We start from the raw sequence: 24,560 nt of genomic DNA on the forward strand, positions 1-24,560 counted from the left end.
CGCGCCCGTTCACTTCGGCAGCCCCAGCCCGCGCTCGGCGATCAGGTTGCGCATGATCTCGTTCGAACCCGCCGAGATGGTGAACCCGCGGGCGAACAGGAACGCCTTCTGCCAGTGCCCGTCGTCGACCGCGTCGGGGTCCTCCTCGACCAGCACTCCCCGGGACCCGAGCAGTTCGAGCGCGTACGTCGCGATGTCGAGGTTGGTCTCGGTGAACAGCACCTTGACCACGGGCGCGTCGTAGGCGCGGGTGCCCCCGGCCGCGTCCTTGAGCACCCCCTCCAGTCCGAGCAGATCGGCGGCGACCGAGCGGGCGTACAGCCGTCCGAGTGTGCGGCGCACCTGGTCGTCCTGGATGAGAGGGGTGCCGTCGCCCGCCGGGGTCGCGGCGAGGCCGACGAGTCGGCGGACGGCGTTGGTGGCGCTGTCCTCGCGCAGGCTCTGCGAGCGCTCGTGCGCGAGCGCGGTGCGCGCGATGGCCCACCCCTGGCCCGGCTCGCCGATCAGGCTCCCGGCCGGGAGCCGCACCTCGTCGAAGAAGACTTCGTTGAAGTCGCTGGACCCGGTCATCTCGCGCAGCGGGCGCACGGTGATGCCGGGGGCGCGCATGTCCACCACGAACGCGCTGACGCCCTGGTGCTTCGGTACGCCGGGGTCGGTACGGGCGAGCAGGAAGCCCAGGTCGGCGATGTGGGCGTGAGTCGTCCACACCTTCTGCCCGTTGACGACCCACTCGTCACCGTCCCGCACCGCGCTGGTCCGCAACGACGCGAGGTCGCTGCCGGCGTCCGGCTCGCTGAACAACTGGCACCACAGATCCTCGAACGCGCGGATGCGGGGCAGGTAGTGACCCTGCTGCTCGGGCGTGCCGTACGCGAACAGCGCGCCGCACACGAGATTCCAGGCGCCGATCGGCCGGGGCACCTGGGCGTCGGCCAGCTCCTCGTCGACGACGAGGTCGCGCAGCGGATCATGAGCGCCGGTGCCGCCGAACCGCTCCGGCCAGTCGGCACCGATCAGCCCCGCCGAGAACAGCGACGCGCACCACTCCCGGTACATCGGGAGCTGGGCGGCCTCGGGGCTCCGGGTACCGGGCAGCCGGGGCATGTCCGGCCGATGCGCCGCGATGTGCTCACGCACCCTGTCGCGGAATGCTTCGCACTCCGCGGTCGGTTCGAGTCCGTTCCTGTCGCCGTCTCGACTCATTTGGCCGCCTGGACGCCGTGGACCTTGCTCAGGACCTCGCTCACAGTGCACTCCGCGTGGATGATGGTGGGGTGGGAATGATGGACATTCGTAGTATACGTAGTTAACTATGGCGTGGCTATCGTGCCGGCCGGGGGGTGTGGGTGTGGGCCGCCGTCAGGCCACGGCTGTGCCCAGCCGCTCACGGATCACGGCCTCGGCGTCGGACACGATCCGGTCCACCACATTGCGGCAGGTGTCGATGTCATGGATCAGACCCTGTGCCTGGCTCGCCCACCACATGCCGCCCTCCATCTCCCCGGCCCCGAGCACCGCGGACCGGCCGCGCCGGCCCGACGCCAGGTCGGCGATGTCCTCGAAGGCGGCACCGGGCCGGCTGCCCAGGTCCGCGATCCGCTCGGACACCGAGTTGCGCGCCACCCGCGCCGAGTTGTGGAACTCGCGGAAGACCAGCACCGTGTCCAACTCCGTGTTGGCCACGATCTGCTTCTTGACGTTGTCGTGGATGGGCGCCTCGACGGTGGCCATGAAGCGGGTCCCCATGTTGACGGCGGATGCGCCGAGCGCGAGCGCGGCCACCAGTCCGGCGCCGGTCGCGATACCGCCGGAGGCGATCACGGGCACACCGAGCGCGCGGCAGGCCGCGGGGATCAGTACGAGGCCGGGCACGTCGTCCTCGCCGGGATGGCCCGCGCATTCGAAGCCGTCGATGCTGATGGCGTCGACACCCAGTCGTTCGGCCGCGAGCGCGTGCCGCACCGAGGTGGCCTTGTGGATGACCTTGACCCCGGCGGCGCGGAAGTCCGGCAGGTGGGGCCCCGGGTTGGACCCCGCCGTCTCGACGATGCCGACGCCGGATTCGATGATGGCCGCCCGGTACTCGTCGTAGGGGATGGGCTCGATCGTCGGCAGGATCGTGAGATTGACTCCGAAGGGCCTGTCGGTCAGGTTCCGGGTACGGGTGATCTCCTCGGCGAGCGCCTCGGGGGACGGCTGGGTCAGGGCCGTGAGGAAGCCCAGCGCCCCGGCCTCGGCCACGGCCGAGACCAGGCCGGCTGTCCCGAGCCCTGTCATTCCGCCGCACACGACTGGGTGCTCGATCTCGAACAGCTCTGTGAAGCGTGTGGTCAGCAAGGTGCGGTCCTCTTCCGTGATTCTGCGGTCATCGACACTCCCGGCCAGTTAACTAAGTAAGCGTTGAGAGAACCATCCGTCAACCCCGAACCCTGCTCGATTCATCGGTCGCACCGCGCGAAGAACCCTGTGGACCTGCGGAAACCAACTCACTGTGACTCCATCGCTGCCAGAGCGGGCCGTTCGTCGACGCCCGTCATCTTCCGGCATTGCGCGCAAGGTCTTGTTCAACCTAGCTAACTGGGATAGCTTGTCCGGGCCGTCAAGTAGCCGCACGGCACTGTGAGAAGACGATCATCCGAGCGGTGTGCGTCAGCCGCCGCGCCCGATCGACGCCGGATCGCAGACCCCCGAATGGTCCCGGCGATCCGGCCTCGTGTCCCGATACCTCCGCCCGGCCGATGTGGTCCGGGCGCCGCTTCATTCGGAGCACACATGACCCAGTCCGCACCCCTCGACGCCTCACCGGACACCCCCACCGGACCGGCGGCCCGGACCCCTGTGCAGGCGCGGCGCGCGGCCTGGGCCGGGTTCGCGGGCACCTTCGTCGAGTACTACGACTTCGCGCTCTACGGCGTACTCACCGTGTTCTTCGCCCCGCAGTTCTTCCCCGCGGCGAACCCGGCGACCTCCCTGCTGGCCGGCCTCGCCGTGTTCGGCGCCGGCTTTGTCAGCCGCCCGCTCGGCGGGATCCTCTTCGGCCGCATCGGCGACCGCTACGGCCGCAGGCCGGCGCTCGTGTCCACGCTGGTCCTGATGGGACTCTGCTCCGGGCTCGTCGGGCTGCTGCCCACCTACGCCTCCATCGGCGTATGGGCTCCCGTGCTGCTGGTGCTGCTCCGGCTCGGACAAGGCATCTCGGCCGGGTCCGAACTGCTCGGTTCGGTGACGTTCGTACTGGAGTCGGCGCCGAAGTCGAAGCGGATCTTCCTCGCCTCGATGACACCGTTCGGCGCGAGCCTCGGCACCGCCGCCGCGACCGCGTCCGTGTGGGCCCTCAGCTCCTCGGCGGGCGGCGACTGGATGAGCGACTACGGCTGGCGGCTGCTGTTCCTGCTGGGCTTCCCGCTCACCGCGGTCGCCCTGTGGATCCGCAGCGGCATCAGCGAGTCACCCGAGTTCAAGGCGGAGTCCGCGGACGGCGGGCCGGTCAAGTCGCCGCTGCGGGAACTGTTCCGCAAGCATCGGCGGGTGGCCCTGCTGGCAGGCGGTGTCGCCATTGCCGCCAACGGCACCAGCGGGCTCATCGCCTGGTTCTCCACCTACCTGGTCGGCACCCGTGACCTGCCGGAAGGCACCGTGTTCGCGGCGCTGGCGATCGGCTCGCTGATCGCCGCCCCGACCGTGCTGGTGTCCGGGCTGCTGACGGAACGTCACGGACAGCTCAGGGTGACCTCGGTGATCCTCGGGGCGCTGGTGCTCGGCGCGCTGCCGTTCCTGTGGCTGCTGGGTACGGCCACCGAACTCCCCGCACTGCTGGGCACCCTGGTCGTCTACAACATCCTGGGCGTCTGCCTGATGCCGCCCGCGTACACGCTGATCGCGCAGCTCTTCCCGGTCTCGGTGCGGTACACCGGCGCGACGTTCGGCCAGAACATCGGCAATGTCCTCGGTGCGGGTGTCGCCCCGTTCGTCGGCGCCCAGCTCGCGGTGGGCACCGGATCGGCTCTCGGGCCCGCGATCTGGATCGTCGGGGTGGCCGTGGTGGGCCTGGTAGCGCTCTCCGCCATCCGCACATCCGGTGCCTCGGCGCCTCAGGAGCGAGGTCCGGCGGCCCGGCAGGACAGCCGGGTCTGACGTCGCGGCTCCCTCCACTGATCCGCTGTTCATATCTGACTAAGATTGATACCTTGAGCGAAGGCTCCGGGTGAGCGAAAGGTGTTCCCATGCAGCTGCACGACTCATCGGTCCTGGTCACCGGCGGTGCCTCGGGCCTCGGGGCGGCCACAGCACGATTCCTCGCGGAGACCGAGCGCTGCCATGTCGTCGTGATGGACGTCCAGGACGACCTCGGCGAACAGGTGGCCAAGGAGATCGGCGCCACCTTCGTGCACACCGACATCACCGACCCCGACCAGGTCGTCCGCGCCGTCGAGACGGCCTTGTCACTGGCCCCGCTGCGCGCCGCGGTGAACTGCGCGGGCGGCGGCAGCAGCGCACGCACGATCGGACGCGACGGCGCGTACGACTCGGCCCATCCGCTCGACACCTTCGCCCGGATCATCACGCTGAACGTGGTCGGCACCTTCAACGTGACCCGCCTGGCCGCCACCGCCATGTCGCGCAACGAGCCCGGCGCGGACGGCGACCGCGGGGCCATCGTCAACACCGCGAGCGTGGCGGCGTTCGAGGGCCAGATCGGACAGGCGGCGTACGCGGCGGCCAAGGCCGGCATCGCGGGCATGACCCTGCCCATCGCACGGGACCTGTCGGCGGCCGGAATCCGGGTCAACACCATCGCCCCCGGCACCTTCGCCACCCCGCCCATGCTCGGCGTACCCGAGCAGGTGCTGACCTCGCTCGGCAAGAGCGTCCCCTTCCCGAAGCGGCTCGGCCGCCCCGCGGAGTTCGCCGCACTCGCCCACCACCTGCTGACCAATTCGTACGTGAACGGGGAGACCGTCCGCCTTGACGGCGGCATCCGGCTTCAGCCGAAGTAGCAGTGCGAGCCGCATCGGTGCGGCAGTGCGACCCGCACCGGTCAGGACGGTGCGGCACGACAGGAAGGACGGCGGCAGCCGATGAGCAACGACATGGACAGCCCCCAGGTACCCGGTGGCCCGGTCCAGCGCGACGAGACCGACGACGACTACGACCTCCTCACCTACAACGAGGCGGGCGCACGACTCGCGGAGGAGATCGAACGCGAGACACGGCGGCTCAAGGAGTACGAGAGCCGGCCCCCCGGCGAGGCCGACCCGCACGCCACCGAGACCAGCCGGTCCCGCGTGGCCGCGCTGCGCGAGGCCCAGCAGCGCATCGGCGCGCGCACGCTCAACGCGAGCAACTTCGAGCGCTTCTTCGGCTATCCGCCGCCCACCCCCGGCGACCGGCCCGCCTGACGGGACCGCGGCCCGGCAACGCGGACGGCATCGGAAGGAAAGGAGAATCCGATGACCGAGAGGATCATCAGCGGATTCCCGCCCACGGCGACCGCCGATGAGGTCATCGCCGGAATCGACATGACAGGCAGGAGAGTGGTGATCACCGGCGGTTCCTCCGGTATCGGACGCGAAACCGCGCGGGCACTCGCCGGTGCCGGAGCCGAGGTGACCCTCGCGGTGCGTCGGCGGGAATCCGGCCTGGCGGCGGCGGAAGAGATCGCTGCGAGCGTCGGGGGCGCCCGGGTGCACGTCGCCGACCTGGATCTGACGAAGATCGAGAGCGTCGAGGCGTTCGTGGGGGAGTGGCACGGGCCGCTCGACGTTCTCGTCAACAACGCGGGCATCATGGCGCCGCCGACCCGGCAGGTGACCGACCGCGGTGTCGAGTTGCAGTTCGCCACCAATCACCTCGGCCATTTCGCGCTGGCCCTCGGGCTGCACGACGCGCTGGCGGCCTCGGATGCCGCGCGGATCGTCGTGGTCTCCTCCGTCGCCCACCGGCGCGCCCCGGTCGACTTCGACGACGTCAACTTCGACCATCGCCCGTACGACCCGTGGGTTGCCTACGGACAGTCGAAGACCGCGACCATCCTCTTCGCCGTCGAGGCCGACCGGCGGTGGCACAGCGACGGCATCACCGCCAACGCCCTGCACCCCGGCGGTATCAACACCCGGCTGGACCGGTTCCAGGGCGACGACTACCACCGCCGACTCAACGCCCAGTTCGGGGGCGCCGCGCACGTGCCCTGGAAGACCGCCCGTCAGGGCGCCGCCACCTCCGTCCTCCTCGCGGCCTCGCCGCTGCTCGACGGCGTCGGCGGCCGGTACTTCGAGGACCTGAACGAATCAGCACCCACCAGTGAGCCGCTCTCCGCGCAGGGTGACAACTCCGGCGGTGTCGCACCGTACGCCGTCGACCCCGCCAACGCCTCCCGGCTGTGGGACCTTTCGCTGCGCCTCCTGTCGGTGGGCAGTTGTCCGGCGACCGGCGTGTCCACCGCTCCCGGCCGTGTGAAGTAGCCCCACGGGTCGTCTTCATGGGGCGGGTGGCGCGTCGGACGGCGCGCGGCGTTCGCGCGAAGGTGTGTCGGCGTTCGCGAGCGGCAGGACGACGCGGAAGGTGGCTCCCGCGCCGGGTGAGCTGTCCACGCTCACCGTGCCGCCGTGGGCGGCAGCCAGTGAAGCGACGATGGCGAGGCCGAGGCCGGAGCCGCCGGTGTTACGGGTGCGTGAGGTGTCTGTGCGGTAGAAGCGCTCGAAGACCCGCTCGGCCTGCTCCGGCGTGAGACCCGGACCCCGGTCCGCGACGTCCAGTACGAGGGCCGGCATCTCGCCGAGACGGCCGGGCCGGAGCGTGAGGGACACCGGGGTGCCGGGGGGTGTGTGGATGAGGGCATTGCCGGTGAGGTTGCTCAGTACCTGGCGCAGGCGGTCCTCGTCTCCGGTGACGACATGGACTGTGCGGTCGTCCGCAGTGAGCTGGATGTCACGGTCCGGGGCGAGCAGGCGGGCGTCGCGTGCCGCGTCGGCGGCCAGTGCGAGCATGTCGACCGGTCGCCGCCGCAACGGGCGTTGCTGGTCCAGCCGGGCGAGGAGCAGGAGGTCCTCCACGAGGGTGCCCATCCGGGTCGCCTCCGCTCCCACGACGGCCAGGATCCGCTCAAGTTCGGCGCGATCGGGGCGGGGGCCGCGACGGGAGTAGTCGGCCCAGGCGCGGATGACCGCCAGCGGCGTACGCAGGTCATGGCCGGCGTCCGACACGAACCTCCGCATGCGCTCCTCCGAGCGCCGGGCCGTCGACTCCGAGTCGGCCCGCGCCCGGAACGCTTCCTCGATCTGACCGAGCATCCCGTTCAGAGCGTGGCCGAGCCGGCCCAGCTCGGTGCGCGGCGGATGCTCCGGGACGCGCCGGGTCAGGTCCCCGGCGGCGATGGCGACCGCCGTCCTCTCCACCTTGGCGAGGGGACGCAGAGCCGCCCCTACGAGCACGACTCCGGCGGCGGCGACGGCGAGCAGGCCGAGTGCGCCCACGGTCACGTCGACGGTCACCAGTTCGGAAATGGTGGCGTCCTGGTCGCCGAGGGCCATCGCGATCAGGATCCACCCCGGTGACGACGTCTCCGGAAGCGGCCGGATCAGGATGCGCCAGCTGCCGTCACCCGGCTTCGACGCCATGGTCATCGGCCGGCCCGCGTGCTCCTTCAGCCAGGCCGCGTCCTCGGGGACGTCGAGAACCTGCGGTTGCGGCGACAACGAGTCCCTGGCCCCAGCCGCCGGCTCACGGGGGTCGTTCACCAACTTCCCGTCGGCGTCGTACTGCTGGACCCGGTAGAGCCCCACCGCCCCCACGGCATTCGTACGCGGTTTCTCGGGCACGTCACGGTCGGCCGCGTCGTCGCTGATCGGGGAGCCGGGATGCCCCAGGGCCGCGAGATCGAGCTGGGCGTCGGTCCGGTCCAGCAGTTGCCCGCGCAGGACCACCACCCCGGCGGTGCTGATGGCGGTGAGCGCAACGGCGACAAGCAGAAGGACCACGGTCACCAGCCGGAACCGCAGCGACAACCTTCCGAACACGCGCAGCGGCGACGGTCCGAACGCGCGCAGCGACAACTGTCCGAACGCGCGCCGGATCACGACGGGAGCCGCAGCACGTAGCCGACTCCGCGCACGGTGTGGATCAACCGGGCCTGCGGCTCGCCGATCTTGCGGCGCACGGAGTGGACGTACGTCTCGACGATGCCGCCATCCCCGCGGAAGTCGTAGTTCCACACGTGGTCGAGGATCTGTGCCTTGGACAGCACCCTGCCGGGGTTGGCCATGAAGTAGCGCAGCAGCTTGAACTCGGTGGGGGACAGGGCGATCCGCTCGCCGCCGCGCCGCACCTCGTACATCTCCTGATCCAGCTCCATGTCGGCGAAGGCCAGCCGGGTGGCCGGGAGATCGGGGGTCCGGCGCTGCCGGCGCATCACGGCATGGATCCGGGCGATCACCTCGTCCAGGCTGAACGGCTTCGTGATGTAGTCGTCGCCGCCGATCGTCAGACCGCGGACCTTGTCCTCGGTGGCGTCCCGGGCGGTGAGGAACAGCACCGGCACGGGCGTGTCCGCGCGCAACCGGCGCAGGACCTCGAAGCCGTCCATGTCGGGCAGCATCACATCGAGGACGACGACGTCGGGGCGATGCCGCCGAGCCGCGGCCAGCGCCTCCTGCCCGGTGGCCGCGGTGACCGGGTCGAATCCGGCGAAACGCAGACTGCCGGCCAGCACTTCGAGAAGGTTCGGCTCGTCCTCGACCAGCAGCAGCCGTGGCTTCGGCGCCGACCGGCGTTCCTCGTTCGCCTCATCCATCCGTGCCTCCCGTACCTGGAGTCGATGTGGCCGTGCCGGCATCGTGCCGCGCCGGTCTGAGAGCGGGCTGAGGATCCGCTGAGGATCAGCTCAGGGCCCGCTCAGGGATTGCTGAGACCCCCTCGGGCGGGCGTCGCTCCTTCAGGAAGCTCTGAGGTCGCGCTCAAGACCGGCTGATGCTGCCGCCCCACGATCAGTCCGTACGACCGATCGGCTCCGGAGCGGAAGCCGACGGGACGCAGGGACGAGGAGTGGCAACGATGGGACGAAAACTGAGTCGCACGCTGATGGCGGTCGCAGCGCCGGCGCTGGCCCTGGTGCTGGCCGGCTGCGGATCCGGCGGCGTGGGCGGCTCGGACAAGTCCGACTTCCAGAAGCAGGCACTGAAGCTCGCGAAGTGCCTGCGCGAGCAGGGGCTGGACGTGGAAGACCCGGTGAACGGCGCTCCCGCTCCGGTCAAGGACGTGGACCCGCAGAAGATGGACAAGGCCATGGAGGCGTGCCGCAAGTACCAACCGCCGAACACCGGTGACTCCGACGACCACAAGGAGGACGTGCAGAACGGGCTGACGATGGCCAAGTGCATGCGGGAGAACGGCGTGGAGGCTTGGCCCGACCCCAGGCCCGACGGCGGCTTCTCGCCCGTGCCGGAAGCCGTCGACGACCCCGACCGCGAGGCCGCGGAGAAGAAGTGCCAGGCCGAGCTGCCCAACCCGGAGGAGCAGTGAGGGGCGGGCCGGACGCCATGGGGCCGGCGGAGGAGACACCGTCCGAGCCTTCCGAGCCCTCCGAGCCGTCCGCATCGCCCCGGCGCCGTAGTGCGCGACGGGGCAGGAAGGTGCTGGTCACCGGCGTTGTCCTCGCTGCCGGCGGCGCACTCACCGCCGCCTGGTTCACGGTGGGAGGCGAGAGTTCGCAGGGTTCGCAGACAGGCGAGCTGCCGCCGAAGACCACCACGGTCACGAAGCAGACGCTCAAGGCCACGCGCACCGAGGACGGCGAGCTGGGCTACGGCCCGTCCACCACCGTGACCGGCCGACTGGCCGGCACCCTCACCGCGCTGTCCGCCGAGGGCAAGCCGATCGGCCGGGGCCAGATGCTCTACGAGCTGGACAACCAGCCGGTGGTGCTGATGTACGGCGCGAAACCCGCCTTCCGCGACCTGGCGACGGGGACCGAAGGGCCGGACGTCAAGCAGTTGGAGGCCAACCTGGCCGCGCTCGGGTACACCGGATTCACCGTTGACGAGGAATACAGCGACCTGACCGCCCAAGCGGTCGAGCAGTGGCAGGAGGACAGGGGCCTGACCGAGACCGGAAAGGTCGAGCTGGGACGGGTGGTGTTCACGGCCGGGCAGGTGCGCGTCGAGAGCCGCGAGGCCGCGAAGGGCGACCAGATCGGGCCGGGCGCCAAGATCCTGTCGTACACGGGCGTGGACAAGGCGGTCACCTTGGAACTGGACGCCGCCGACCGGCAACTGGCCAAGAAGGGCACCAAGGTCAGCGTCCGGCTCCCCGACGACAGCACGGTCACCGGCACGGTCACCGACGTCTCCACGAAGGTGCAGGCGGCCACCGAGAAGGAAGCCGCGAAGACGAAGCTCGACCTGGTCGTCGCACCCGACGGCAAGAAGGCGCCGAAGGCCGTGGCCGGTTACGAGCAGGCGGCGGTGCAAGTGGACTTCACCACCGGCACCCGCAAGGACGTGCTCACCGTGCCGGTGGCAGCGCTACTGGTACTGCCTCAGGGCGGCTTCGGCGTGGAGGTCGTCGACGAAGGGGCAGCCACGACACGTTATGTCCCCATCCGGGTCGGCCTGTTCGCCGACGGTCAGGTGGAGATCTCCGGTGCCGGCATCACCGAGGGCACCAAGGTGGGGATGCCCGAATGATCACCCTGACCGACGTCAGCAAGACCTATTCCGGTGGAGTCACCGCGCTCGACACCGTCCGTCTCGACATCGCCCGCGGCGAACTCCTCGCCATCGTCGGCCCGTCCGGCTCGGGAAAGTCCACCATGCTGCACATCCTGGGCACCCTCGACAAGCCCACCACCGGCACCGTGCACCTCGACGGGTGGGACACAGGCGCCCTCCCCGATGCCAGGCTCTCCGCGCTGCGGGCCCGTACGGTCGGGTTCGTCTTCCAGCAGTTCCACCTCGCCCCCGGCACCTCGGCCCGGGACAACGTGGCCGACGGGCTGCTCTATACGGGCCTGCGTCCGGTCGAGCGGCGCCGCCGCGCGGCCGAGGTGCTCGGCCGTGTCGGCCTGGGCCACCGGCTGGACCACGAGCCGCACGAGCTGTCCGGAGGCGAACGGCAGCGCGTCGCCATCGCCCGCGCGGTGGCCGGCCGGCCGGCGCTGCTGCTCGCCGACGAGCCGACCGGCGCACTGGACTCCGCCGCCGGCGCCGGAGTGATGCGGTTGCTGCGCGATCTGCACGCCGCCGGCACCACCGTCGTGATCATCACGCACGACCGGGAGCTGGCCGCCGGCCTGCCCCGCCAGGTACGGATGCGCGACGGCCGCATCGTCGAGGACACCGGCAGCCGCTCCGGGACCGCCCTGCCGGGGGTGGTCCGATGACCGCCGGCACGCACCGGCCGCCGACGGACGCCGATGACCTCCGCCCGGCCCGCCTACGACCACGCGATGTGGTCCGGGTCGGACTGGTCGGCCTGCGCACCCGTCCGATGCGCGCCTTCCTCTCCGCGCTCGGCATCGCGATCGGTATCGCCGCGATGGTCGCCGTGGTGGGAATCTCGTCGTCGTCGCGGGCCGAACTCGACCGCACCCTCGACGCACTGGGCACCAACCTGCTCACCGTCTCACCCGGCCAGACCCTGTCCGGAGGGAACGCCGCGCTGCCCGACACGGCGGAGAGGATGATCGGCCGCATCCGCCAGGTGGAATCGGTGTCCGCGATCGGCGAGATCAAGGACGCCGACGTCTACCGCAACGACAAGACGCCCAGGATCGAGACGAACGGACTCGCCGCCTACGCCGCCCGTACCGACCTGCGTGCCACCGTCGGCGTCAAGCTCCGCAGCGGCACCTGGCTCAACGACGCCGTGGGGAGATACCCGGCCACGGTGCTGGGCACGACCGCGGCCGAACGCCTCGGCATCGGACACGCCAAGATCGGTACCCAAGTACTCATCGGCAAGGGCTGGTTCACCGTGGTCGGCATTCTCGACGAGGCCCCGCTCGCCCCCGAGCTGGATTCCGGGGCCCTCGTCGGCTGGTCGGCCGCCCGGACCCAACTGGGTTTCGACGGCCGCCCGACCACCATCTTCAGCCGCACCCAGGACGCGCACGTCGAACAGGTCAGCGAGATGCTGGGCGCCACCGCCAACCCCGAGGCGCCCGGTGAGGTCCAGGTCTCCCGCCCCTCCGACGCGCTGGCCGCCAAGCAGGCCGCCGGGCAGGCCTTCACGGGCCTGCTGCTGGGCGTCGGCGCGGTCGCCCTGCTGGTCGGCGGGGTCGGCGTCGCCAACACCATGGTGATCTCGGTGCTGGAACGGCGGGCGGAGATCGGCCTGCGCCGCTCACTGGGCGCCACTCGTGGCCAGATCCGCACCCAGTTCCTCGCCGAGTCGCTGCTCCTGTCCGCACTCGGCGGCCTGGGCGGCGCCGTCCTCGGCGGCGCGGCGACCGCCGCCTTCGCCCGCTACCAGGGCTGGCCCATGGTCGTACCGGCATGGGCGGTGGCGGGCGGTATCACCGCCACACTGGCGATAGGAGCCCTGGCCGGCCTCTACCCCGCCATCCGCGCCGCCCGCCTCTCCCCAACGGAAGCGCTGGCCGCACCATGAGCCGGGCATCGAACCGATGCCGTAAGGAAGGCCCGTTTATCGATCTTCCAGTGATCGTTTACACCCCGGACCTACGTTCTTCGACAGCGGGAGCGAACGCCACCGCGAACCACCTCCCACCATTGAAGAAAGCACGGTCCACCATGAAACGCCGCCTCGCCGCCGCAGGTCTCGCCGCCGCCACCATGGCCGCCACCAGCATCATGCTCGGCCTGGCCACGAGCCCCGCTTACGCTTCCGGAGGAGCGCCCGGCGAGATCAAGATCGGCGGACTCTGCCTCGACGCCCAGAACAGCGGTCCGTACGACGGGGCGCCGGTCCAGCTCTACTCCTGCAACGGCACCAAGGCGCAGTACTGGTACGAGGAGATGTGGGGCACCGGCCTGAACACCAAGGTCCACCTCGTCAACAAGGCGTCCGGACGCTGTCTCGACATCCCGAACAACAACGCCCGCAGCGGCCAGGAACTTCAGGTGTGGACCTGCAACAAGTCCGACGCCCAGAGGTTCCGGTTCGAGGGCGGCAACCCCGACCTCTCGGGCGGCTGGAGAACCCTGGTCAACGACACCTCCGATCTCGTCCTCGACGCCCCCGGCGCCCTCTGGCACTCCGGCGCCCGCCCCTACCTGCACCCGCGCAACGGCACGGGCGCGCAGCGGTGGTGGTTCACGCCGGGGGAGGAGTACGGCAGCGGCGGCGACCCGTGCGGCCCCATGCCTTCCGTTTGCTGACTTCGGCCTCTCACGGTGAACGAGGACGGCGTCGATTCGGGTGGCGTCGATTCCGATGGCGATGCCGGGCAGGCCGGCCCGGCATCGCACACGGGACCTGGCGGCGTAGACAGCTGTAGGAGGAGTGCGTGTGAGCCGGCGGTGGGGGCGACGTCGTGGGGGCGACGTCGCCGGAGGTTTCGATTCACCCGGGGCCGAACCCCTGCTCCAGGGAAGGAGTTGCCAGGCTGTGTCGTGGTGGAGCACGTACAGGATGCCCTCAAGGCACAGCCGCTCTGTTACCGGCCGAGCCCCAGGTGAGCACTCCGGCCATTGCGGCAGCAGTAGCTTGATCAGCCTCCACAAGCCGGCATCCACGATCCACGGCCCAGCACTCACACCTCCTTCCCGAACGGCCGATCGTCATCAGGGTCGGCCAAGGCGTCGACCCAGTCGGCCCGTACCGCTTTCAGCGAATGCCGTTCTTGGCCAACTGGCCGAGCAGAGCGTCCACCAGAGGGGGCTTCAGGCCCATCGCCAGGAACGCCAGAGGCCTGAGGCCGCGCCGTGCGATCTCGATCCGGTGGAAGGTCATGAAGACCGACGCGCCGCTGAGCCGGTTCAGCAGGGTCACCTCGCTCCACGCCACCGCGTCCTGCACGCCGCCGAACAGATTGGTGACGACCAGGCCTTCCGTATAGAGGTAGCACCGCCTGAGTCCGAACCTGGCGGACATACGACGCCATGCGAGCATGAGGCCGAACAGGACGAACACCACCGCTGTCATGACGGCGCCCTTGGCGAACGCCGCTGGGGGCGCGATGGCCAGCAAGCAGACGATCAAGATGACGTACAGAACCACGCCGACCCGCCGCGCCATCTGCGTCAGGCCGCCTCCCACTCCCGCGATGGGATAACTACCGAGCTTCTTGCCGAGGCCGAGGCCAAGCCCGTCCACGCCACGTCGCATGATGAATCGTCTCCCCTGGAGAAAGTCCGAGCCGCGTTTCACGCAGAGCCATGCCGGTCACGGTCGGGCCGGTGCTGTGTCCGCATGATGAGTTGAGCGAGCAGACGGGTGCGGGGGACCATCCGCTCGACCTTGACGTGGTGCGGCGGGACAGTTCCCCCCGGCGAAGCCCCGCCGCGTGAACGACGTTAGGGCGGGCCAAAGCATTCCACCAGCGACTGGATTGCATAGAGCCCATGCATCTGGAGAATGGGTTGTGGGAGGACGGGCGATGTCCGGAGGATCGTGAAGGGGGAGGCGCATGTTCGAGGTCGACGCGCTGCGGCTGCTCGTGGCCGTGGCAGAGACCGGATCGTTCACCAAGGCGGCGGCCCGGCTCAACTACACACAGTCCGCGGTATCCCGGCGGATCGCCGCGCTGGAACAGCAGGCGGGCGGACCGCTGTTCGAACGGCTCCCTCGGGGCGTACGGCTCAATCCCGCCGGCCGTACACTGCACCGGCACGCCATGGATGTGCTCGACCGGCTGGCGCGGGCGGCGCGGGAACTGGCCGTGCTGAACGCGGGGAACGGCGGACTGCTGCACACGGGGGCCTTCGCCACCGCCAACATCTCGCTCGTGCCCACCGCCCTGCGGGCACTCCAGCACGCCAAGCCTGATGTCGAGGTCATCGCGGTCGAGGGCTCGACCGACACGCTGATGGAGCGCCTCGCGGACGGGGCGTTGGACCTTGCTGTCGTCAGCGACTACCCGTCCGGTCTGCCGTCGGCCGACGGTGTCACGACGACCGTGCTGTGCGAGGACGAACTGTTCGTGGCTCTCCCGCGCGCGCACCGCCTGGCCGGCGCCCAAACGGTCGACCTGCGTGAACTGCGGGACGAGGCATGGCTTCACAGCGCGTACGGTGACCGTCCTACGATGCTCGCCGATGCCTGCGCACGGGCGGGCTTCACCCCCAGGAAAGTCATCCGGATCGCTGAATGGACCGGGAAGTTCGGCTACGCGGCAGCCGGACTGGGGGTGGCGCTGGTCCCCTCGCTGGCCGCCCGCGCGGTCCCCGACGAACTCGCCCTGTGCCGCCTCACCGACCCGGCCCTGCGCCGGACCGTCCATGTGGCGCTGCCAGCAGCCCCGCTACCAGCGGCACTGACACTGAGGGATCTGCTGCAAGACGCCGTTGACTGAACCAACGGACGAAGTGCACTGGCGCCAGGCGAACTTGCTGAGACCCACGCCTCGGTCACGAGTGGAAGGTGATGTTCACCAGCACGGCGTTCGGGGACAATTGGTCGATGTACGTGTTGAAGAACTCGATGTATTCCCCGTACTCCTCGTACGCCAGGGACTCCGGGGTAATCCACTTGCCGTCGAGAGTCAGAAGGGCGTCACGGGTAAGGCTTTCGCATGACTTGCGGCGCAGGAAACGTTCCCGTCCGACACCGAATTCCCCCACCGCTCGCTGTCCGAAGCGGTCACACAGGACGTGGTCGGCTCCAGGGTGGCAGACAGACGGTCAGTGCTTCGCGGGCCAAGAGAACTCCCTTTCATTACGCGCTCCGATTACTCCGAAACACCACGGCTACATCTCACGGGGGAGGTCCGCAGCCACCGGCCGCCAACGGCACGCAGGCACCGTTGACGACCATATTCCAGTCTCTGGAGAACTGGTAAGGAGTTTCGCTCCGCCGCCGCTGCTCCGGGGCGTGCTGGGCGGAAAGGAATCGGCCCGAGGTGTGGTCGTACTCGCGAGCGCGCAAATGGACGAGGCTGGTGGCCGCGTCGTCGAGGCCGGAACCGTGTACGGCACCCTGGTCCCCACCCGCGACCACAAGGTCCCCGAGCAGTCGAAGAACTACCGGAATTCGACCCACCGCAGGTCGTCATCGGCACCGACACCCGGCTGGCCGTCGCGGGGCCGGCCGACCGCTGCCGGGCAACCGTATCGACAGCACACCCTGGCCCGGCCGAGCGCCCACACCGTTGCTGGCCTCGCGGTCCGGGTGGCTGCCTTGTCGGCCACCATCCGTCGTGTGGCCGGTGCGGTGTACCCGGGCGCTCTCGGAGACGGCAGCGGCCCGTCGCGCGGTATCTGTCAGGACACCAGGCCCCGTCCGTCCCGCAGCCTCCCGGCGAACGCCCGCGCGGCGGCCAGGTCCCCGATGTTCGGCCGCTGTTTGTTGATTCCGCCCACGAGCTTGAAGGGCGTCCAGGTGTCGAACGCCCGGCACGAGAAGCTCCCGTCCACCTCGAATCCCTTGCCTTCGAGGAGCTGGACCAGAGGGCGGGTGAAAGGCAGCAGCGGAATCTCGGGAAACCCGCTGGTGGCGAACACGAACGCCCGGCCCCGCCCGCTGGGAAGCGCCTTGACCAACTCGGTCAGGCGGGGGTGGAGCCTGCTGTAGAAGACGCCCGAGCCGAATCCCACGAGATCGGACTCGGCCAGCTCCGTCAGGTCGGCCTGTTCGGGCGAGACGACCTTCGCGCCCAGTACCTGGGCCATGCTGTCGGCGACACGACGCGTATTGCCGTGCGACACGGAGACGCACACGATGACGGCCTTCATCCTCACGATCCTTTCTCTCGCTTCCGTAGTCAGGACCACACAGCGGCGTCGGACGTGACACCACCCGAGCGTGATGGCCGCCACACCACATGGGGGTGCCACGCGTCCTGAACGCTGATGCTGTACGTGACGACGCGCGAGTACGTCGTCAAACCTCCCGGCTCCAGGGGAGAGTTCAGTCGTGGAAGTCACCTCGTAGGTGAATCCTCGTCAGGTCATCAGTAGGTATCGACGAAGAACGCATCCTTTTCGATGATGCGCTCAGTTCTGTAGAAGGAGCCCAGCTCGGACCCGCCCCGGCTGTTCTCTGTGGCATCGATCATGCACACGCTGTAGCCGACGGGCCCTGTTCCGCTGGGCTCGGTGATGTTGCACCAGCCGAAGGTGCGGGCAACGCCCACAGGGTTTGCGGTGCTGGCCCCTTGCCATGTGGAGGCAAAGGGATACTCGTCGCAACTCTTCCCGTCAGGCCGAGGGTACCTACTGGGGCACGACCGATTACGGTTGTCGTCCCGTTTATCAGTGTCCGTCAGCCTTTCCAGGGCGGTGTCCCCAGGTGCTCCCGGGAGTCCCGAATTCTGTGCGTCCCTGATATGCCCGGCGAGCTGCGGATAGAGGGCAAGGCTGTAGTTCAGGGTGGGGGTGTACTCAGGGAACACCACTCCGGGCCGGTAGACGCCCGGTAGGGCGTTGTCCCCCCGACTCGCCGGAGACTCCACTTCCATTTCATTGCTCAAACCGGCGTAAGTGCTGAGGATCCGGTACTCCCACGTCGTCCTGGCGAAACCAACCTGGCCGGACCCAGTGGCCGTAGTGGCGAAGAATGATTCCCCGTCCACATCCTCGCGATCATTCATACGGCCGCCGAGCACTCCGGCGTTCCTGACGGCGCAGTCGCCGGAGCAGCGTGCACTGCCCACTACGAAGAGCGTTCCCGTGCTCCCCCAAGTGGAGTAGCGGTAGAGCTCGATCTGATGCGCCCACTGCTCGGAGGCGGTGTCGCTGTAGGAGTAGTTGAACTCCAGGAAGCTCACACCCCCGACGGGGACGCCGTTCCTGGTGAAAACGCCTTGGACATCACGGGTCATGCATGCGTCGGTGCGCGTCTGCCACCATCCGTCAAAAACATGGTCGTTGCACCAGTCGGGCCTGTCTTCCGCCTGAAGTGCGGGACTCTTCTCTGTCGCCTGTTTGAGCTGCGGGGCATCGGCCCGGGGAGTCGTCTCGACGCACAGCGACAGCCCGTCGGGGACCTTCGAGCGCTTTGACTTGAGGCGCTTGTCGAGCGCGTCGCACGAGATGTGCTCACCGGCCGAGCGTGCGGCCTTCGCGGGGGCAGGGTGCTCCCCGGCCTGGGAGACGTCCCGGGCCCCGGCGACGCCCGGGGCCTCGGCGACATCCGTGGGCGACTGCGCGGATGCCACCGACTGTAAGGGCAGCAGCGCGAACAGCAGCGCCAGGACAGGCGCGAGGCGTTTGGTTCTCTTCCGCATGTTTCCTCCATCTGTCACCACGAGCAACCATGACGCGGGCATGCCAAACATGTGCAGTCGAGCATGTGCGGTCGAACAGGCCCTCGTGGCATGGGACATAGATAAGTGGACAAGGCCAGGCAGCGTGCTGGACCTGAGCCGGAGGCGGTACCTGACGACGCGCCGGCCTCAACCACTGTGGCGGAGGCCGGCGCCGATCCAAGCTCAGCTGTCGGTCCACCAGTAGCGCTTCTGGCCGTCGGAGGCGTTGGTGTTGCTCTTGTTGCCGATGTCGGCACACCAGGTGTAGCCCGAGGTCTTGGCGCAGGCCCGCATGTAGCGGTTCTTCACGTCGTCGCTGCTGTGTATGTACCGCTTGCTGGTGATCGTGTCCCCGTTCTTGCCCGAGGTCTCGGAGCCGCAGGTCTTCCAGGTCTTGCCCTTGTCGTGGCTGATGTTGACCCAGACCCTGTCGCCCTTCTTGGACTTCTCCAGCCGCCCGGCAGAGCGGTCGTAGAACTTCCCGGTCATCAGCTTGAGAACCCGGCCGTGCTTCTTGGTCACGCCGTCGTTGTACTTGTCGGTGTCCTTGCCCTTGTAGCTGACGATCTCGCCGACGCCGAAGGTCGAGTACGAGTTGTACGTGCACGACGACGCGGCGGCCATGGACGTCAGGCCGGCGGTGTCCGCGGCCCTGACCTCCTGCTGAACGGCCTTCGGCTTGCTGTCCTTCGCACCATCCGTCCCTGATGACGACGAACAGGCGGACAGCACCATGACGGACGCCACCGCCCCCGTGGTGAGCATGGGCAGGCGAAGCTTCATTCCCGATCCCCCGATGTGTGTGGCGGGCGCACCCTGTGCAGGTGAGTTCGGCAGGGCGCGGACCTGTGTGATGCCGACGTGTCATGTCGGCGAGACCAACTGTGCTGTTCCGCCCCGGTCGAGGGCCAGCGATCTCGCGTTCCACGTCGGCGTGGGACGCCCGCCGCCCCGCTGGCCTGGTGTGTTGCAGACGGATTGGGACACGCGTGGAATGCTGGGACGGGACTCGGAGGCAGGCGTCACGGGGGTGGAGGGCTTGGACGGGCCAGAGGGAGCCCAGGAGTTGGCCGGCGTTCTGGCGGGGCTGAGGGAGCGCAGTGGCCTCAGCTACCAGGAGCTGGGGCGGCGAGTTTTCGCGAGCAGTTCCACCCTTCACCGGTACTGCAACGGCAAGGGCACGCCGGGGGAGTACGACGTCGTCGTCCGCATCGCCAAGGAGTGCGGAGCCGACGCGGACGAACTCAACACACTCCTGCGATGCTGGAGGGCTGCGACAGGGCAAGGGCAAGATCCCGGTTCAGCGTCTGCCACGGTGGATCTCGACCCGTCTCCCGTCGTCAGTACCGCCGTCGCCCGGGTGCCCGTCAGCGCCGCTCCGGAAGATCCGGCGACGAGGCGGCGACCCCTGGTCGTGAGGTACGTTCTCGCCGCCGTCATGGCCCTCGCCGTTCTCTGCACCGCCGTCGCAAGCGCCCCGTACGAGGCCGCGACGGCGGCCATGGCGGCGCCGCTCGGGTCGACGAGCTGGGCGAAGACACCCACGCCCGTCGATCCGGAACTGTTCGGGGTGACCATGAACAGCTCCAGCGGGGCCATGCCTTCCTTCCGGACCGGCGCGCTGAGGCTGTGGGACAGCGAGACCCGCTGGGCCCAAGTGGAACCCACACGCGGGCAGTACGACTGGTCCACACTCGACCGGCTCCTCAACGGCGCCGAACGGGCGGGACTACCCACGTTGTTCGTCTTCGGTGGTACGCCTGCCTGGGCTGCGCCGAACGGCCGAAAGGCCGCGTATCCGGACGGTTCCCGGGCGGCGCCGCCGGACGATCTCGACGACTGGGACGCCTTCGTGCGCGCTCTGGTACGGCGTGCGGGTGCCCGTATCGACGCGTACGAACTATGGGTCATGGCGAACCACGACCACCACTACAACGGCAGCGTCACGACACTTGTCGAGATGACCCGGCGGGCAAGCCGCATCATCCGGGAGGAAGACACCGACGCGACCGTGGTGTGCCCCTCGATCACCGAGCTGTGGACGACCGAGGCGCACGAATACCTGCTGCGGTTCGCCGAATTGGGCGGCTACCAGTACTGCGATGCGGCGGGAATCAAGCTGTACCAGCGTCGGGTCACCGATCCACCGGAGACGATGCTCGAAGCAGTGCGCAATGTCGACCGGACGTTCCACCTGGCGGGGTATCACCTGCCACTGTGGAGCACCGGCACCACGCAGAACCTGCCACTGAACGATCCACTGGACGAAGAAACAGCAGCCGACCACGCGGTCCGCTTCTACCTGACGGGTCTGTACGCCCGGAACCGGGACCTGGAGCGTATGTACTTCTACGCATGGGGCAACGGCAAGATACCCCTCGTCCTCCAGGCCGAGGGCCAACCACCCACCAAGGCCGCCCTGTTCGTCGCCCGCCTCCAACAGTGGTTGGCCGACGCGGACCTCCGCTCCTGCGGCCACGGCCCCGAGATCGCCCTGCCCGAGAACGTCTGGCAATGCGAATTCCTCATCCCTGACGAACGAGACACCCCCCGCACGGCACGCATCCGCTGGACCCACACAGGCAACGCCGACACCCGCGCCGGCGCGGGCGCTGAGAGGGCCGAGTACCTGGACAGCAGCGCGCGGGACATCGGCAACCGGGACATGGTGCGTGTCACGGAGCGACCGGTACTGATCCGGTACAGCGGACGGGGCTGACCGAGTTCAAGACCCCAGCGGCATCCCGACCGCCCACCCAGCACACCGATTGGCAGGCACCAGGGTCGAGGCTCTGGGCGAGGTGGCCGGTTCCACCGCGAGAGCGGACGGTGACCTCTCCGGCGTCCGGCGAGTCCGAGGCGCACGCGGTGCCGTGGCCCCACGCGGGCGGCGAAGGCGGCGTCCACCAGCCTGGTGCAGAGTGATCGTGCCTCCCTGAGTCCTCACGCCTCCTCCGTCGCTCCGGTGGTCAGCAGTCGGCAGTTCTCGAAGTTCATGCATCCGCAGGCCAGGCACTCGGCTACGGCGTTCCGCAGTGCCTGGGCCTCTTCGATGAACCGGTCGAGTTCGGGCAGCTTGCGTTCGGCGAGAGCGCGCCACTGCCGGGTGGCACCCCGCTCGGCACCGGAGTCGAGGAGGCCACGGATCTCGGAGAGGGTGAAACCGGCCCGCTGTGCCATCTTGATCAGCGCGATCCGCCGCTGGGCGCCCGCGGGGTAGACGCGCCGGCCCGCGACGCGACCGGCGGGCGACAGCAGACCGAGGTCCTCGTAGTAGCGCAGGGCCGAGGGCCGCATGCCGACGCTTCGTGCCAGTTCTCCGATGCCTATGTCCCGCACTGAACCTCCTTGACTTCAAGCGTGCTTGAACCAGGAGTCTGAGCTGGTGAAGCCCGCACGGACAACCCGGCTGCTGCCGTTGACCTATCGGTCCCTGTTCGCGTACCGCCAGCTCCGGCGGCTCCTGCCGGCCCTGGCGGTCTCCGATCTCGGCGACGGGATGAGCGTCGTCGCCGTGGCCTGGCTGGCCGTACAGACCGCGCCTCCCGGCCGGTCCGGCCTCTACGTCGGAGCTGCGATAGCCGCGTACGCCCTGCCCGGGGCCGTCGGTGCGCTGGTCTTCGGGCGATGGCTGCGCCATCTGCCGGCCCGGCGGCTGCTCGCCGTGGACTGCTGGCTTCGCGCGCTGTGTCTCGGCGGTGTGCCCTTGGCCTGGGCGACTGGGGTACTGCACCCGATCCTGTACGTCGTCCTCCTCGCGGGTTCGTCGGTGCTGCACGCCTGGGGGAGCGCGGGAAAGTACTCCCTCATCGCACAGATCCTGCCCCCGGAACGGCGGCTGCCTGCCAACGCCCTGGTCAGCTCCAGTGCTTCGGCGTCCATCATCATCGGCCCCGCGCTGGCCGGATTCCTGGCGACGGCCGTGAACCCGGCCTGGATCATCGCCATCAACGCCCTGTCCTTCGTCGTCCTGGCGGTGCAGGTAGGCAGACTGGGCGGTGAGGTGAAGGCGGCGCCGACGTCCGCGCCCGTCGATACCACCCGGTCGGCATCGGGTCTGCGTGTGCTGCGCGGACAGCCCGAACTGCTCGGGATCCTCGCCCTGACCTGGTTCTTCAACTTCCTCTACGGACCGGTCGAGGTCGCCCTCCCGCTGCACGTCACCGAAGACCTCAACGCCGAGTCCAGCGTTCTCGGGCTGTACTGGACGGTCTTCGGGGTGGGTGCGGTACTCGGCAGCCTGACGGTCGGGGGCCTGCGCAGACTCCCGATCTGGCCCGTCACCCTGGTCATCGTCGCCGGATGGGGACTGACACTCGTGCCCTTCGGGCTCGGCGCCCCGACGGCCGCCACCCTCGTGTGCTTCGCCCTGGGCGGCGTGATCTACGGCCCCTTCACCGCCTTGTCCTTCACCCTCTTCCAGGACCGCACACCCGCCGCCTGGCTGACCACCGTCCTGGCCGCCCGCGGCGCCGCCCTGCTCACCGCCGCACCCCTGGGCACCGCGCTCGGCGGCCCGCTCGTCGCCACGCTCGGCCCCCGGCGCACCCTCGCCGTCTCGGGCATCGCGACACTTGTGCTGGCCTTCGCCGCTGCCGGAGTCCGGGCGAGGACCCGCTACGCGACAACCCGTGCCGGCGTCCCTCCGGAAGAGGGCCGACCCGGTTGATCGCAGTGTCCCGGGATCGGGCACGGAGTCTCCCTCCGTGGGTGGTCTGGCGCGGATCAGGTGTGGGTGATGAGGTAGGCCGGGCCTTCGTCGCGCCGGGCTCGTTCGACGGAGTCGAGACGGGCGTAATCCCGCGGTGCCATCAACTCCTGCCAGTCGGCGAGTTCGTGGACGGCCCACATGTCGTGCTCCGCGGGATCGAGGCGGATCCGGCGGAGCTGGTCCGCGCTGAGCTGACCTCCGTCGAAGATGAGACCCACCCTGTTCAAGGGCGCGCGGGGCCCGGCGTGCAGGAAGTGCGTCAGGAGCAGCTTCGGTGTCTCCAGGCCGAGTTCGAGGCCGGTCTCCTCGATCGCCTCGCGCTGGGCGGTCTGGAGTGGATCCTCCCCTTGCGCGTCGAGGTTGCCGCCGGGGAACTGCCAGGACCGGGATCCGTAGACCGAGCGGAGCTGGACCGGTCTGTCGTGCACGTCGCGGATGTACAGGCAGCCGTACACCGTGTGGTGGGGGATGGTCTGCGCGTACTGCGACGGGGTCATCGGCATGGCATGTCCGGGCCGTGCGGGACGGTGATCGAACTCGAAGACGAGGGCGCCAAGCGCCTCCTTGGCAGTCGGGTAGGCGGTGCGGAGGTTGACGAGCACGTCCTCGCGTCGGCAGTCCGGGTCGATGCGAGCGGGGTCCTCCGCAGTCCGCAGGTCCTCGAATGAGGAGTACCGGGTGATCCGCTTCACGATGACGTCGAGTTCCCGGTCGCTGTCCCGGTCGTGGAAAACGATGGCGTCCCCGACTTCGACGGCCGCGTTCTCCGGCGTGGCGACGCGCACCTCGATGGTCTTGTGGCCCGACTCCACCTGCGCGTACGAGCGCCCCAGCAGGTGGAAGTGGTGCGGGCGCCGGGAGTCACGTTCCGCGTCGTGGGCTTTCGACGGTGCGCGCTGCGCCGCGACGTGCGGTGCGGCCTCGTCCTGGTGTGGCCTACGGAGGACGAGGAGGGCCAGCCCGTCGACATCGTGTCGCTCGGCGGCGGCCCAATGGTTCTGCAGGTGGGCGAGTTCGTCCTCGTCCAGGGTGAGGTCGCGCCTTTCGGCTGATGTGTTGGCGGCGAGTGGTGTGATGAGCACGAGGGCGCCGTCCGGCCGCAGTCGGCGGCCCAGCGCATCCAGGTTTCGGTTGCGGGAGCTGAGGAACGGGGCGACGCATCGCAGGGTGATCAGGTCATAGCTGTCGTCGTTCAGCGATGCCCCGTCGTCCTTCTCGATGTCGAGTCGAAGCCAGCGGGCCGCGTCGCCGTGGCGGGTGCGGGCCTCGGCGAGGGCGGTCTCGGACCGGTCGACGGCGTCCACGGTGTACCCGGCCGAGGCCAGGTGTGCGGCCAGTTCACCGGTCCCGCACCCCACGTCGAGCGCCCGTCCCTCGGCGGCGGGCAGCAGGTCGGCGAGCAGCGAGAGTTCGGCGTCGGTGAGCGGCCGGGGAGGGCGCCCTTCGGCGTAGTCGCGGTCCCATGCTTCCTGCGTGGTGAACATG

The 24,560-nt window shown here is 69.3% G+C and carries 23 protein-coding genes and 1 pseudogene; 13 read left to right on the plus strand and 11 right to left on the minus strand.

The features are described from left to right. Positions 1 to 9 precede the first annotated feature (9 nt). A complete protein-coding gene (locus ACIQNU_RS18155; RefSeq protein ID WP_401367014.1) occupies positions 10 to 1,206 on the minus strand; it encodes an acyl-CoA dehydrogenase family protein in 1,197 nt (398 codons plus the stop codon). A 156-nt stretch (positions 1,207 to 1,362) separates the two neighbouring features. Beyond that, a complete protein-coding gene (locus ACIQNU_RS18160) occupies positions 1,363 to 2,340 on the minus strand; it encodes an NAD(P)H-dependent flavin oxidoreductase (RefSeq protein WP_401367016.1) in 978 nt (325 codons plus the stop codon). Positions 2,341 to 2,775: 435 nt separating this feature from the next. On the opposite strand from ACIQNU_RS18160, the gene ACIQNU_RS18165 reads away from it, so the two are divergent. From ACIQNU_RS18165 to ACIQNU_RS18180, 4 genes are all read left to right on the plus strand, one after another. Beyond that, on the plus strand, positions 2,776 to 4,137 hold the full coding sequence (locus ACIQNU_RS18165) for an MFS transporter (RefSeq protein ID WP_401367018.1): 1,362 nt from the start codon (positions 2,776 to 2,778) through the stop codon (positions 4,135 to 4,137). A gap of 89 nt (positions 4,138 to 4,226) precedes the next feature. Then, positions 4,227 to 5,000, plus strand: coding sequence for an SDR family NAD(P)-dependent oxidoreductase (locus ACIQNU_RS18170; protein ID WP_401367019.1), 774 nt, complete (start codon positions 4,227 to 4,229; stop codon positions 4,998 to 5,000). A gap of 81 nt (positions 5,001 to 5,081) precedes the next feature. After that, positions 5,082 to 5,402 (plus strand): hypothetical protein, encoded by a 321-nt coding sequence (locus ACIQNU_RS18175; RefSeq protein ID WP_401367021.1) that lies wholly within the window; start codon positions 5,082 to 5,084, stop codon positions 5,400 to 5,402. 51 nt (positions 5,403 to 5,453) lie between these two features. After that, the gene (locus tag ACIQNU_RS18180) at positions 5,454 to 6,464 is read left to right on the plus strand and encodes an SDR family NAD(P)-dependent oxidoreductase (RefSeq protein ID WP_401367023.1); all 1,011 of its coding nucleotides are present in this window, start codon (positions 5,454 to 5,456) and stop codon (positions 6,462 to 6,464) included. A gap of 15 nt (positions 6,465 to 6,479) precedes the next feature. Here ACIQNU_RS18180 and ACIQNU_RS18185 read toward each other — a convergent pair whose 3' ends face one another. Continuing rightward, a complete protein-coding gene (locus ACIQNU_RS18185) occupies positions 6,480 to 8,078 on the minus strand; it encodes a sensor histidine kinase (protein WP_401367025.1) in 1,599 nt (532 codons plus the stop codon). Next, positions 8,075 to 8,791, minus strand: coding sequence for a response regulator transcription factor (locus ACIQNU_RS18190; RefSeq protein WP_401367027.1), 717 nt, complete (start codon positions 8,789 to 8,791; stop codon positions 8,075 to 8,077). Before ACIQNU_RS18190 ends, ACIQNU_RS18185 begins: the two co-directional genes overlap by 4 nt. A 260-nt stretch (positions 8,792 to 9,051) precedes the next feature. Between ACIQNU_RS18190 and ACIQNU_RS18195 the strand changes: the two genes are divergently transcribed. From ACIQNU_RS18195 to ACIQNU_RS18215, 5 genes are all read left to right on the plus strand, one after another. Continuing rightward, a complete protein-coding gene (locus tag ACIQNU_RS18195; protein ID WP_401367029.1) occupies positions 9,052 to 9,519 on the plus strand; it encodes a hypothetical protein in 468 nt (155 codons plus the stop codon). A 110-nt stretch (positions 9,520 to 9,629) separates the two neighbouring features. Then, positions 9,630 to 10,682, plus strand: a complete 1,053-nt coding sequence (locus tag ACIQNU_RS18200) for a peptidoglycan-binding protein (protein ID WP_401367031.1) — start codon at positions 9,630 to 9,632, stop codon at positions 10,680 to 10,682. Further along, positions 10,679 to 11,377: an ABC transporter ATP-binding protein gene (locus tag ACIQNU_RS18205; RefSeq protein WP_401367033.1), complete on the plus strand. Its 699-nt coding sequence runs from the start codon at positions 10,679 to 10,681 to the stop codon at positions 11,375 to 11,377. Before ACIQNU_RS18200 ends, ACIQNU_RS18205 begins: the two co-directional genes overlap by 4 nt. Then, positions 11,374 to 12,606: an ABC transporter permease gene (locus ACIQNU_RS18210; protein WP_401367035.1), complete on the plus strand. Its 1,233-nt coding sequence runs from the start codon at positions 11,374 to 11,376 to the stop codon at positions 12,604 to 12,606. The genes ACIQNU_RS18205 and ACIQNU_RS18210 overlap by 4 nt, the downstream gene beginning before the upstream one ends. 143 nt (positions 12,607 to 12,749) lie before the next feature. After that, positions 12,750 to 13,337 carry an RICIN domain-containing protein gene (locus tag ACIQNU_RS18215; RefSeq protein WP_401367036.1) on the plus strand — a complete coding sequence of 196 codons (588 nt, stop codon included), beginning with the start codon at positions 12,750 to 12,752 and terminating at the stop codon, positions 13,335 to 13,337. 448 nt (positions 13,338 to 13,785) lie between these two features. Here ACIQNU_RS18215 and ACIQNU_RS18220 read toward each other — a convergent pair whose 3' ends face one another. Continuing rightward, positions 13,786 to 14,286, minus strand: coding sequence for a hypothetical protein (locus ACIQNU_RS18220; RefSeq protein ID WP_401367038.1), 501 nt, complete (start codon positions 14,284 to 14,286; stop codon positions 13,786 to 13,788). Positions 14,287 to 14,587: 301 nt separating this feature from the next. On the opposite strand from ACIQNU_RS18220, the gene ACIQNU_RS18225 reads away from it, so the two are divergent. Further along, positions 14,588 to 15,472, plus strand: coding sequence for a LysR family transcriptional regulator (locus ACIQNU_RS18225; RefSeq protein WP_401367040.1), 885 nt, complete (start codon positions 14,588 to 14,590; stop codon positions 15,470 to 15,472). Positions 15,473 to 15,527: 55 nt separating this feature from the next. Here the strand turns inward: ACIQNU_RS18225 and ACIQNU_RS18230 are convergent, their stop codons facing one another. Then, a complete protein-coding gene (locus ACIQNU_RS18230; RefSeq protein WP_401367042.1) occupies positions 15,528 to 15,740 on the minus strand; it encodes a hypothetical protein in 213 nt (70 codons plus the stop codon). 343 nt (positions 15,741 to 16,083) lie between these two features. Here ACIQNU_RS18230 and ACIQNU_RS18235 point away from each other — a divergent pair. After that, a pseudogene (locus tag ACIQNU_RS18235) lies at positions 16,084 to 16,246 on the plus strand (IS5/IS1182 family transposase); the annotation flags it as partial. A 133-nt stretch (positions 16,247 to 16,379) separates the two neighbouring features. On the opposite strand, the gene ACIQNU_RS18240 reads toward ACIQNU_RS18235, so the two are convergent. The 3 genes from ACIQNU_RS18240 to ACIQNU_RS18250 all read right to left on the minus strand — a co-directional run bounded on the left by ACIQNU_RS18240 (position 16,380) and on the right by ACIQNU_RS18250 (position 19,147). Then, positions 16,380 to 16,850: a flavodoxin family protein gene (locus ACIQNU_RS18240; RefSeq protein WP_401367044.1), complete on the minus strand. Its 471-nt coding sequence runs from the start codon at positions 16,848 to 16,850 to the stop codon at positions 16,380 to 16,382. A 218-nt stretch (positions 16,851 to 17,068) separates the two neighbouring features. Beyond that, entirely contained in the window at positions 17,069 to 18,343 is a 1,275-nt protein-coding gene (locus ACIQNU_RS18245) for a hypothetical protein (protein WP_401367045.1), read from the minus strand. Positions 18,344 to 18,547: 204 nt separating this feature from the next. Further along, the gene (locus tag ACIQNU_RS18250; protein ID WP_401367047.1) at positions 18,548 to 19,147 is read right to left on the minus strand and encodes a hypothetical protein; all 600 of its coding nucleotides are present in this window, start codon (positions 19,145 to 19,147) and stop codon (positions 18,548 to 18,550) included. 256 nt (positions 19,148 to 19,403) lie between these two features. Here ACIQNU_RS18250 and ACIQNU_RS18255 point away from each other — a divergent pair, with 256 nt between their 5' ends. Then, positions 19,404 to 21,083, plus strand: a complete 1,680-nt coding sequence (locus ACIQNU_RS18255; protein ID WP_401367049.1) for a helix-turn-helix domain-containing protein — start codon at positions 19,404 to 19,406, stop codon at positions 21,081 to 21,083. Between the two features lie 224 nt (positions 21,084 to 21,307). Here the strand turns inward: ACIQNU_RS18255 and ACIQNU_RS18260 are convergent, their stop codons facing one another. After that, on the minus strand, positions 21,308 to 21,703 hold the full coding sequence (locus tag ACIQNU_RS18260; RefSeq protein WP_401367051.1) for a MerR family transcriptional regulator: 396 nt from the start codon (positions 21,701 to 21,703) through the stop codon (positions 21,308 to 21,310). Positions 21,704 to 21,728: 25 nt separating this feature from the next. Between ACIQNU_RS18260 and ACIQNU_RS18265 the strand changes: the two genes are divergently transcribed. Further along, positions 21,729 to 23,033, plus strand: coding sequence for an MFS transporter (locus ACIQNU_RS18265; protein WP_401367052.1), 1,305 nt, complete (start codon positions 21,729 to 21,731; stop codon positions 23,031 to 23,033). Positions 23,034 to 23,089: 56 nt separating this feature from the next. Here the strand turns inward: ACIQNU_RS18265 and ACIQNU_RS18270 are convergent, their stop codons facing one another. Beyond that, the gene (locus ACIQNU_RS18270) at positions 23,090 to 24,559 is read right to left on the minus strand and encodes a methyltransferase domain-containing protein (RefSeq protein ID WP_401367053.1); all 1,470 of its coding nucleotides are present in this window, start codon (positions 24,557 to 24,559) and stop codon (positions 23,090 to 23,092) included. Between the last annotated feature and the right edge of the window lies 1 nt (position 24,560).

Source organism: Streptomyces sp. NPDC091292, assembly GCF_044757265.1.
Taxonomy (GTDB): domain Bacteria; phylum Actinomycetota; class Actinomycetes; order Streptomycetales; family Streptomycetaceae; genus Streptomyces.